At 45.4% G+C, this 10,837-nt stretch carries 6 protein-coding genes; 5 read left to right on the top strand and 1 reads right to left on the bottom strand.

Translation table 11 applies throughout. The features are described from left to right. Positions 1-124 precede the first annotated feature (124 nt). Positions 125-2,905, bottom strand: coding sequence for a two-component sensor histidine kinase BarA (gene barA / locus ASV53_RS19545; RefSeq protein ID WP_094958326.1), 2,781 nt, complete (start codon positions 2,903-2,905; stop codon positions 125-127). A gap of 120 nt (positions 2,906-3,025) precedes the next feature. Between barA and rlmD the strand changes: the two genes are divergently transcribed. The 5 genes from rlmD (at position 3,026) to eno (ending at position 10,771) form a co-directional block, all read left to right on the top strand. After that, entirely contained in the window at positions 3,026-4,354 is a 1,329-nt protein-coding gene (gene rlmD, locus ASV53_RS19540) for a 23S rRNA (uracil(1939)-C(5))-methyltransferase RlmD (RefSeq protein ID WP_062692782.1), read from the top strand. Between the two features lie 53 nt (positions 4,355-4,407). Beyond that, a complete protein-coding gene (gene relA, locus ASV53_RS19535; RefSeq protein ID WP_094958325.1) occupies positions 4,408-6,642 on the top strand; it encodes a GTP diphosphokinase in 2,235 nt (744 codons plus the stop codon). A 70-nt stretch (positions 6,643-6,712) separates the two neighbouring features. Beyond that, entirely contained in the window at positions 6,713-7,525 is an 813-nt protein-coding gene (mazG, locus tag ASV53_RS19530) for a nucleoside triphosphate pyrophosphohydrolase (RefSeq protein ID WP_062692778.1), read from the top strand. A gap of 223 nt (positions 7,526-7,748) precedes the next feature. Then, the gene (gene pyrG, locus ASV53_RS19525; protein WP_094958324.1) at positions 7,749-9,389 is read left to right on the top strand and encodes a CTP synthase; all 1,641 of its coding nucleotides are present in this window, start codon (positions 7,749-7,751) and stop codon (positions 9,387-9,389) included. Positions 9,390-9,469: 80 nt separating this feature from the next. Beyond that, complete coding sequence (eno, locus tag ASV53_RS19520) at positions 9,470-10,771, top strand: phosphopyruvate hydratase (RefSeq protein ID WP_062692775.1); 1,302 nt, start codon at positions 9,470-9,472, stop codon at positions 10,769-10,771. Positions 10,772-10,837: the final 66 nt, after the last annotated feature.

Genomic DNA, 10,837 nt, shown 5'->3' with positions numbered 1-10,837 from the left:
TCCCAAGAACGGTAAAACCAAGACCTCAACGATATGCCAAAAATAAGAAAGCCGCTCACCTTAAGTGAACGGCATTAGAGCCGAGGCTCTCCTTTTTTATGGTCGTAATATTAGCGTAACGGTATTAGTGACGATACTCTTTTGATGCTTTAACCACATTATTCATTTCATCGATAAGCTCTAATAGTTCAGGCTCAATATCATCTTGTTTCGCATTGGCTTTTAGCTGAGTTTCAATGGTATGGCACAAGGATTTCAAGCGCGGTACTCCGCTGTATGCACAGCTACCATGCAATTTGTGAATTGACGGCCATAGCTCAATTTCTTTGCCGTCGAGTGCTTCATTTACCAACATTTCGACTTCCGGCATGTAATCGAGCAGCATTTGTAACATGTCTTTGGCGAGATCCTCTTTGCCTGCTGCTTGCTTTAAGGCTAAGGTCCAATCCCAGCTGATACTGTTGTCGTACTGCGAGGCTTCTTCCTGCTGCTTTTCGATAGGCGTGAAGATTGCGTCTTCAACCTCATTGTCTGTTGATTGATCGTCTGGATGAGTCCATTTTGACAATATTTGCTGCAAGATATGTTCTTCAATAGGTTTGGTGAGATAGTCATCCATACCAGCCTTGATAAGACGCTCCCGCTCACCAGCCATCGCATGTGCTGTTACAGCAATCACTGGCGTATGGTGGTTTAGTTCAGTCTTATGGATCTCCTCACAGGCGGTAACCCCGTCCATTTCAGGCATTTGAATATCCATAAATACTAAATCAAAGGCTTTCTGGTGGGCATATTCCACCGCCTTACGGCCACCGGTTGCGGTTATAACTGTTTCTACACGCTCACTCAATAGTGCTGAAATCAGTTTAAGGTTGGCAGGGTTATCATCAACGGCCATGACAGTTAATGGCAAAATTGTTTGCGTTGGCTCAGACAGTAATATGGCTTCTGGCTCTAGCAATAAATCATTGCTGCCTGCGAGCGCCTCAAACAATTTACGCTGTGCTAATGGTTTACCGAGACAAGCTGATACGCCCGCTGCCAGTAAGCGCTCTGAGAGTGCCAACTCTGTAGCAGGTAAGCTCACAATAACTTTGTCTGCCACCTGCTCGGCTTTGAACACATTATCAAGCAGAGTCGCAATCGGAGGTTGTTCACCCGGAGAGAGACTTAACAGGGCAAACTGATGCGGCTCGATATCTTCAGGCATAGTCGAGCGATAGGTAACTTGTAGGCCAGCATTAATCAAGCGTTGCTGCGTTACGGACGCTGCCTGCATGTTTGGCTCGATCAGCAGGAGTTTTTTACCGATCAGGGCTTCAGTGTCTATTGGCTGTGAAACTGGCAAATCAGTTTTCATTAGACGTAAGCTGAACCAGAACGTCGACCCTTGGTGCAAGCGGCTGGTTAAGCTGATTTCACCACCCATTTGGGTGACCAGTTTTTGAGTGATAACTAGACCTAATCCCGTACCACCATAGCGGCGTGAAATACTGGCATCGGCTTGGCTAAATGCTTGGAATAGCTGAGCTTGCTGGCGCTCAGAAATGCCAATACCAGTATCACGAACAATGAATTGCAGTTCGACGTTTTCTTCTTTATCAGCTTTGAGTTCCACCGAGACATCAATGTTACCGCGCTCGGTGAATTTTACTGCGTTACCAATGAGGTTCGTCAGTACTTGCTGAATACGCAGTGGGTCACCAATTAATCCCGCAGGAATACGATTGTCGATCTTTAACGTCAGCTCTAGCCCTTTTTCGTGGGCGTTTGGTGCCAGTAGACGCATGACCTCATCAAGTGATTCGGTAAAATCGAACGGAATATTTTCAAGCAACAACTTACCAGCTTCAAGTTTCGAGAAATCGAGAATGTCATTGATGATCGTGAGTAGATTATTAGCCGATTTTTCAATGGTCTGTAAGTAATCTTGCTGGCTCGAACTTAAACGGGTTTTAAGCATTTGGCGGGTAAAACCAATGACACCATTAAGTGGTGTACGCAGCTCATGAGACATGTTGGCCAAAAATTCCGACTTCACTCGTGCCGCTTCTTGAGCGCGTTTTTTCGCAATATCGAGCTCAACGTTCTGAATCTCTAGCTGTTCAAGCGTTTCACGTAGATCTGAGGTGGCCTGATCGATGCTTTGCTGCATTTCGATATGGTATTCCGCCAGTGAAATAGCCATGGCATTGATACCGTTTTTCAAGGTATCGAGCTCACCCAATAGTTGCCCTTCGATACGCACATCCAAGTGACCACGGCGGATACGGTCAACTACGCTTACCATATGTGATATGGGGCGGGTGACATCTTGCATCAATCGATATGCAAACAAACAAGACAATGTCAGCCCAAGTAATAGCACCATTAAAGCGGTAAATACTTCTTGGTATTGCTGTAAGCGCAGGCTGCTTAAATCGAGTTCTAACGCAATATAGCCCAGCGTGCGTTCTTGGCCTTCGATACCTGATAGCTGACCAAACTGACCTTCGCTGATGATTGGTGCTCGCAATATCATCGAATTTTCATTGAGGCGTGTATCTAAGAGTAACGGGATCGGCTCATCGTCTGGGTACATCAAGGCTTCGAAATTACGATGAAAGTTTGAGGTAACAAACAATTCGTTGTTGGCATCGAATACCGCAATACTGCGTATAATTTGAGAGTGTTTTCGATGGGCGTAGCCAATTAACCGACGTACGGCTTCTCGGTTATCTTTGGTCATACCAAATTCGGTTGAAATGGCCAGCGGCTCAATAATGCTTGCGCCGGTAGAGACAAGTTGATGTTCAAGGTCCTGATAGCGGCTCATAGTGAAAAAAGCGCTTAATAACAGGCCGATAATCAGCGTTGGTGCTAATGTCAGGGTGAAGACCCTGGCACGAAGTCCATATTTGGTCATGGTTCTCTTAATTACAAGAAAGCGATTCTATGGGAGAATTAGTATCCATCAGTGGCCTAGCTTAAAGAAAGTCAGGCCATTCGACAAATTCTCAATGTCTGAACAGTGAGCGAAACACCTATGGCACGCTTTTTTAAGCCTCAAAAACGAAAAATTACCGACACTAAGCACAAGGAAATCACGATAAGTCGCTTAGACCATGTAGGCGCTGGAGTGGGCCACCTGAATAAAAAACCGGTATTTGTTGACGGTTTATTACCAGGCGAAAAAGCGGTTGTTCAGTTTACTGAAGACAAAAAACAGTACGCACGTGCGACTGTGATCAAGCGTCTAACCGATAATGCCGAGCGTATTAAACCGCATTGTCCAATCTATGACCAGTGCGGTGGCTGTAACTTACAACATTTATCCCATTCAGCTCAGGTAGTTGCCAAGCAGCAATCCTTGGGTGAGCTGATGACAAAGTTTGCGGGAGCTGAGGTCGAGATCCAGCAAGCAAAACCAATTGTCGCACAAGATTTTGAATATCGCCGTTGTGCACGTTTCGCGGTAAAGCTCAGTGCCAAAGGGCAACTTGCGTTTGGTTTCCGTAAAAAGCAAAGCAAAGATATTGTCGATGTCGCACATTGCCCAATCTTAGCGGCATCATTGAATGAACTTTTACCGTCATTACGTACTCTGTTAATGGGGTTAAAGGGACGAAAAAACCTTGGACACGTTGAGCTGGTGGAAGCCGATAATGGCCGTGTTGTGTTGATCCGCCACTTAAAGCCGTTTTCTGACAGCGATATGTCACAAATTAATGCGTTTGCTGATAAAAATGACATCACGTTATATCTTGCACCAGAGAGTGATGAGCTCAATCATGTGCGTGGTGATAAACCACACTATGGCTTGGACGGGGTTGAACTGACGTTTTCACCAAAAGATTTTATTCAGGTGAATGCGAATGTGAACAAACAGATGGTTGCTCAAGCGGTTGAATGGTTAGATGTGCAGCCAGAAGATCGGGTGCTTGACCTATTTTGTGGTTTAGGTAATTTCAGTTTACCACTGGCAAAACGTGCAAAATCACTGGTTGGTGTTGAAGGTGTCGATGAAATGGTTCATCGTGCTACTTATAACGCCGAAAAAAATGGTATCGATAACGCAACCTTCTATCAGGCTAACTTGGAAGAAGACGTGACTTTGTTATCATGGGCAAAAGAACCCTTTAATAAAATATTACTCGACCCTGCGCGCGCGGGCGCAGCAGGTGTTATGCAGCACGTTATAGCACTTAAACCACAGCGTGTGGTGTATGTGTCATGTAACCCTGCCACGTTGGCGCGTGATAGTCAGGCACTGCTGCAACAAGGTTATCAGTTGGAGCGTCTTGGTATGTTGGATATGTTCCCACAGACAGGACACTTAGAATCAATGGCGCTATTCGTAAAAACGGTTCGCTAAAACGATCGAGTCATACGTAAACGCCATTACAAAAAGCAAAACAGGATAGAGAAATGGTCGCAGTTCGCGGTGCGCATTTAAAGGAAAACGATACATTTGAGCTTTCAGCATGGGTTGATAGTTTGCAGCAAGACGCCAAGATATCGAAGCGTCTAAAAAGCACCTATCAGCGGTGTATCGACATAACATCAACGGAAGATTCAGCAGCATTGTTGCTGTGGCGTGGCCGCGAAATGGTTGAGATCCTCGTGATGCTCAGCATGGATGCAGAAACCTTGGTCGCAGCTTTGCTGTGCCCATTGGTTGAAGCGGGTGTCTACGACTTAGAGCAAGTCAAAGAAGACTACAACACAGCAATCATGCAGCTGGTGGCGGGTGTTGACCAAATGGCAGCTATCCGCCAGCTTAGCGCAACCACTGAAGGGGCGGCGCAATCAGCACAGGTAGATAATATTCGCCGTATGCTGCTATCTATGGTGGATGACTTCCGCTGCGTGGTCATTAAACTTGCTGAGCGTATTTGTAACCTACGTGAAGTGAAAGATGAGCCTGATGAGGTACGCCGCGCTGCTGCGAAAGAGTGTGCCAATATTTACGCACCGCTGGCTAACCGTTTGGGTATTGGTCAGTTGAAGTGGGAAATCGAAGATTACGCTTTCCGCTACAAACACCCTGATACTTATAAGAAAATTGCGAAGCAACTGTCGGAGCGCAGGATTGTACGTGAGCAATACATCGAGCACTTTGTCACTGATTTAGCTGACTCTATGGTGAGCTGTAATATCAATGCCGAAGTGCAAGGTCGTCCTAAACACATCTATAGCATCTGGCGTAAGATGCAGAAAAAGAACCTTGATTTTGACGAGCTCTTCGATGTGCGTGCGGTACGTATTATTGCCGACCAGCTGCAAGACTGTTACGCCGCGTTAGGGGTTGTACATACTAAATATCGTCATCTGCCAAAAGAGTTTGATGACTATGTCGCTAATCCTAAACCGAACGGTTACCAGTCTATCCACACGGTAGTGTTGGGGCCTGAAGGTAAAACCATCGAAATTCAAATCCGCACCAAGCAGATGCATGAAGAGTCGGAATTGGGTGTTGCTGCACACTGGAAATACAAAGAAGGTGGCGCGGCTGGTGGTGGCAGTAAATCATCTTACGATGAGAAAATTGAATGGCTTCGTAAGCTGCTTGTGTGGCAAGAAGAAATGTCAGACTCTGGCGAAATGCTGGATGAATTACGCAGCCAAGTATTCGATGATCGCGTGTATGCCTTTACCCCAAAAGGGGATGTGGTTGATTTGCCGTTGAATGCGACGCCGCTTGATTTTGCATATCATATCCACTCTGAAGTGGGTCACCGTTGCATTGGTGCTAAGGTGGAAGGGCGTATCGTTCCATTCACCTACAACTTACAAATGGGTGATCAAGTTGAAATTATCACTCAAAAAGAGCCTAACCCATCACGCGATTGGTTAAACCCGAACTTAGGTTTTGTGACCTCTAGCCGTGCGCGTGCCAAAGTACACGCTTGGTTTAGAAAACAAGCGCGTGATAAGAACTTAATCGCGGGGCGTGAAATGTTGGAGGCCGACTTACATAAGTTAGGCGCCACCATGAAAGACGCAGAACTTTATGCGTTGAAACGCTTTAATGCCAAAAACCTCGATGAGTTGTTTGTCGGTGTCGGCAGTGGTGATTTACGTATTAATCAAGTGGTTAATCATATTAACACCTTGGTCAATAAGCCCACCGCAGAAGAAGAAGATAAGCAACTGCTTGATAAGCTGACAGAAGCCAGTGAAAAGAGCAGCACCAGTACCCAAAAACCGCAACGAGATGCGGTGGTGGTGGAAGGGGTGGATAACCTGATGACCCACCTAGCGCGCTGTTGCCAGCCGATCCCAGGTGATGACATCACGGGGTTTGTGACTCAAGGACGCGGTATTTCGGTTCACCGAAGTGATTGTGAACAGCTGGACGAGTTACGTCATCATGCACCAGAGCGTTTGATTCAAACGGTGTGGGGCGGTGGTTTCGTTGGTAACTACAACATTACAGTGCGTGTGATTGCCTCTGAACGAAATGGCTTGATCAAAGAACTCACGAATACTTTAGCCAATGAGAAAACCAAAGTCTCTGGCATGAAGAGCCGTATCGACTATAAGAAACAAATGTCGATCATGGATTTTGAGCTAGAGCTAACGGATTTAGAAGTACTCAGTAAGGTACTTAAGCGCCTAGAGCAAGTGAAAGACGTCGCCGAAGCGAAGCGTTTGTACTAACGTTGTACAGAACAATAAAAATAAATAACGGGAAGCCTTAGTGCTTCCCGTTTTGTTAAGCGAGATGAAAATGGAAAAAATGACTCCAGCAGCAATGACACAACTACTTGAAATTATGGCGACGTTACGCGACCCACAACAAGGTTGTCCGTGGGATATCAAGCAGACGTTTGACTCGATAGTGCCGCATACTATTGAAGAAGCCTACGAAGTAGCTGATGCTATTCATCAGCAAGACTGGCCTGAAGTAAAAGCTGAATTAGGGGATTTACTGTTCCAAGTGGTGTTTTACAGTCAAATGGCGAAAGAGCAGGGTTTATTTGATTTTGATGATGTAGTCGCAGGACTAAATGAGAAACTGACGCGCCGCCACCCTCATGTTTTTAGTGAAAAAGAATTTGCTGACGATGCGGAAATTAATGCTAATTGGGAAGCAGAGAAAGCCAAAGAGCGCGAACAAAAAGCAGATGACCTGAGTGTATTGGCAAATATTCCACTTGCGTTACCTGCATTGAGCCGTGCTGATAAGATTCAACGTCGTTGTGCCAAGCACGGTTTTGACTGGGATACGCTAGGCCCTGTGGTCGATAAGGTCAAAGAGGAAATTGATGAAGTTCTCGAAGAAGTCATCCAAGTTGAACCAGATCAAGCCAAAATCGCGGAAGAAATGGGGGATTTACTGTTTGCTACAGTTAACTTTAGTCGCCACTTAAAGGTCAACCCAGAGCAAGCTTTACAGTTGGCGAATAAAAAATTTGAGCGTCGATTTCGCCAAGTGGAAGAATGTGTGCTAGAACAAGGTTTGCACCTTGAAGACTGCTCGCTGGAAAAACTGGATGGCATCTGGGATCTTGTAAAGCAACAAGAAAAGTCGAATTGCTAATCAAATTATACTGTTATTGCTCGGTTAAATAGTATGCGGTTAAGGAATAGTTTTGTTGTTATTTTACACGAACAGTTTGTGCAACTCGTATAATTGATTTGAAACAAATAATACTCATGATTGCTGTGATAGTTTTCACGTTGTGGCGATAAAAGGTGTCTGGTATCATTGCTCTCCGTCCAGATAGTTTTTATATCCTCTACACCAATCTTCCAGGTTAAATATGACAACGAATTACATTTTTGTTACGGGCGGGGTTGTTTCCTCTCTAGGTAAAGGTATTGCTGCTGCATCTCTAGCGGCTATTCTAGAAGCACGTGGTCTTAAAGTGACTATGATGAAACTAGACCCTTACATCAACGTTGACCCAGGCACAATGAGCCCAATTCAGCACGGTGAGGTATTCGTTACGGAAGACGGTGCAGAGACCGACCTTGATCTTGGTCACTACGAGCGTTTCATTCGTACTAAGATGACCAAGCGTAATAACTTTACAGCGGGCCGCGTGTACGCGGACGTACTTCGTAAAGAGCGTCGTGGTGATTACCTAGGCGCAACCATCCAGGTTATTCCACACATCACTAACGCGATCAAAGAACGCGTTATTGCAGGTGCTGAAGGCCACGATGTTGCTATCGTAGAAGTGGGTGGTACTGTTGGTGATATCGAGTCACTACCATTTATGGAAGCGATTCGTCAGCTAGCGGTTCAGCATGGTCGTGAGAACACTATGTTCATGCACTTAACACTAGTGCCATACCTTGCAGCAGCAGGCGAAGTGAAAACTAAGCCAACGCAGCACTCTGTAAAAGAACTACTTTCTATCGGTATTCAGCCTGACATCCTTGTATGTCGTTCTGACCGTATGATTCCAGCTAACGAGCGTGCGAAAATTGCATTGTTCTGTAACGTTCCTGAAAAAGCTGTAATCTCAATGAAAGACGTAGATTCAATCTACAAGATCCCTCAACTGATTAAGGCTCAAGGTCTAGATGACCTAGTATGTCAACGTTTCGGCATCACAGCGCCAGAAGCAAACCTTGCAGAGTGGGAACAAGTCATTTACGAAGAAGCAAACCCTACCGCTGAAGTTGTTATCGGTATGGTTGGTAAGTACATTGAACTACCAGATGCTTACAAATCAGTAAATGAAGCATTAAAACATGCTGGTTTGAAAAACCGTCTTTCTGTGAAGATCAAATACATTGACTCACAAGATGTAGAATCAAAAGGCGTTGAAGTTCTAGAAGGTCTAGATGCAATCCTAGTACCTGGTGGCTTCGGTAATCGTGGTGTTGAAGGTAAAATTCAGACAGCACAATACGCTCGTGAAAACAAAATTCCGTACTTAGGCATTTGTCTGGGTATGCAAGTGGCACTGATCGAATTCGCACGTAATGTTGCGGGTCTGGCTGATGCGCATTCAACTGAATTTAACGCAGAAACTAAGAACCCAGTAGTTGGTTTGATTACTGAGTGGGTTGATGGCGAAGGAAATGTTGAAGAACGTACAGATAAATCAGATCTAGGCGGCACAATGCGCCTTGGTTCTCAGCTATGTCACCTAGCGGACGGTTCAAAAGCACGTGAGCTATACAACAGCCCAACAGTGCACGAACGTCACCGTCACCGCTATGAAGTAAACAACAACTTACTTCCTACACTAGAGAAAGCAGGTTTGAAAGTTTCTGGTCTGTCTGCAGATAAGAAATTGGTAGAGATTATCGAGTTCCCTAACCACCCATGGTTTGTGGCAGCTCAGTTCCACCCTGAGTTCACATCAACGCCTCGTGATGGTCACCCATTATTTGAAGGTTTTGTAAAAGCGGCAGGTATTAACCAACGCGGTGAACTTAATCAGTAAGGATTACTGGTAGCAGTGGCGGGGGATGCTACTGCTATTTTTTAGCTTTTTATTTTGAAGATAAAGCAAGAGGAAACATAATGTCTAAGATCGTTAAAGTTCTAGGTCGTGAAATCATCGATTCACGCGGTAACCCAACTGTTGAAGCTGAAGTACACCTAGAAGGCGGTTTCGTTGGTATGGCGGCAGCACCATCTGGCGCATCTACTGGTTCTCGCGAAGCTCTTGAGCTACGTGACGGCGACAAATCACGTTTCCTAGGTAAAGGTGTTCTTAAAGCAATTGAAGCTGTAAACGGCCCAATCGCTGAAGCACTTGTTGGCAAAGATGCGAAAGCACAAGCTGACATCGACCAAATCATGATCGACCTAGACGGTACTGAAAACAAATCACTTTTCGGTGCTAACGCAATCCTAGCTGTTTCTCTAGCGAATGCTAAAGCGGCTGCAGCGGCTAAAGGCATGCCTCTTTACGAGCACATCGCAGAGCTAAACGGCACAGCTGGCGTATTCTCTATGCCTCTACCAATGATGAACATCATCAATGGTGGCGAGCACGCTGATAACAACGTTGACATCCAAGAGTTCATGATTCAGCCAGTTGGCGCTAAAACTCTTAAAGAAGGTCTGCGTATCGGCGCTGAAGTATTCCACAACCTAGCTAAAGTTCTTAAGTCTAAAGGCTACAGCACTGCAGTTGGTGATGAAGGTGGCTTCGCTCCTAACCTTAAGTCTAACGCTGAAGCGCTAGAAGTTATCGCAGAAGCTGTTGCAGCTGCTGGTTACGAACTAGGTAAAGACGTTACTCTTGCTATGGACTGTGCAGCATCTGAGTTCTTCGACAAAGAAGCTGGCATCTACAACATGAAGGGCGAAGGTAAAACTTTCACTTCTGTAGAGTTCAACCACTACCTAGCTGAGCTAGCGAACAACTTCCCAATCGTTTCTATCGAAGACGGTCTTGACGAGTCTGATTGGGATGGCTTCAAGCACCAAACAGAACTTCTAGGCGACAAGCTTCAAATCGTTGGTGACGATCTGTTCGTTACAAACACGAAGATTCTTGCTGAAGGTATCGAGAAAGGCGTAGCTAACTCTATCCTTATCAAGTTCAACCAAATCGGTTCTCTTACAGAGACTCTAGCTGCAATCAAGATGGCTAAAGATGCTGGTTACACAGCAGTTATCTCTCACCGTTCTGGCGAAACTGAAGATGCAACTATCGCTGATCTAGCGGTAGGTACAGCTGCAGGTCAAATCAAAACTGGTTCTATGAGCCGTTCTGACCGTGTTGCTAAGTACAACCAACTTATCCGTATCGAAGAAGCTCTAGGTGCTAAAGCTCCTTTCAACGGTCTTAAAGAAGTTAAAGGTCAAGCTTAATCATTAAGCTTTGATTTTGGATAGTTAATTATCCGACGACTTTATGGAAGCCGCCTCGAATGAGGC

This window comes from Photobacterium sanguinicancri (genome assembly GCF_002265265.1).
GTDB classification, from domain to species: domain Bacteria; phylum Pseudomonadota; class Gammaproteobacteria; order Enterobacterales; family Vibrionaceae; genus Photobacterium; species Photobacterium sanguinicancri.
The sequence above is the reverse complement of the archived record's forward strand: the minus strand, read 5'-3'. Positions and strand labels throughout refer to the sequence as shown.

Excerpts from the sequence above, each read along its gene's own strand:
- barA (WP_094958326.1), bottom strand. The coding sequence starts at position 2,905 with ATGACCAAATATGGACTTCGTGCCAGGGTCTTCACCCTGACATTAGCA.
- rlmD (WP_062692782.1), top strand. The coding sequence starts at position 3,026 with ATGGCACGCTTTTTTAAGCCTCAAAAACGAAAAATTACCGACACTAAG.
- relA (WP_094958325.1), top strand. The coding sequence starts at position 4,408 with ATGGTCGCAGTTCGCGGTGCGCATTTAAAGGAAAACGATACATTTGAG.
- mazG (WP_062692778.1), top strand. The coding sequence starts at position 6,713 with ATGGAAAAAATGACTCCAGCAGCAATGACACAACTACTTGAAATTATG.
- pyrG (WP_094958324.1), top strand. The coding sequence starts at position 7,749 with ATGACAACGAATTACATTTTTGTTACGGGCGGGGTTGTTTCCTCTCTA.
- eno (WP_062692775.1), top strand. The coding sequence starts at position 9,470 with ATGTCTAAGATCGTTAAAGTTCTAGGTCGTGAAATCATCGATTCACGC.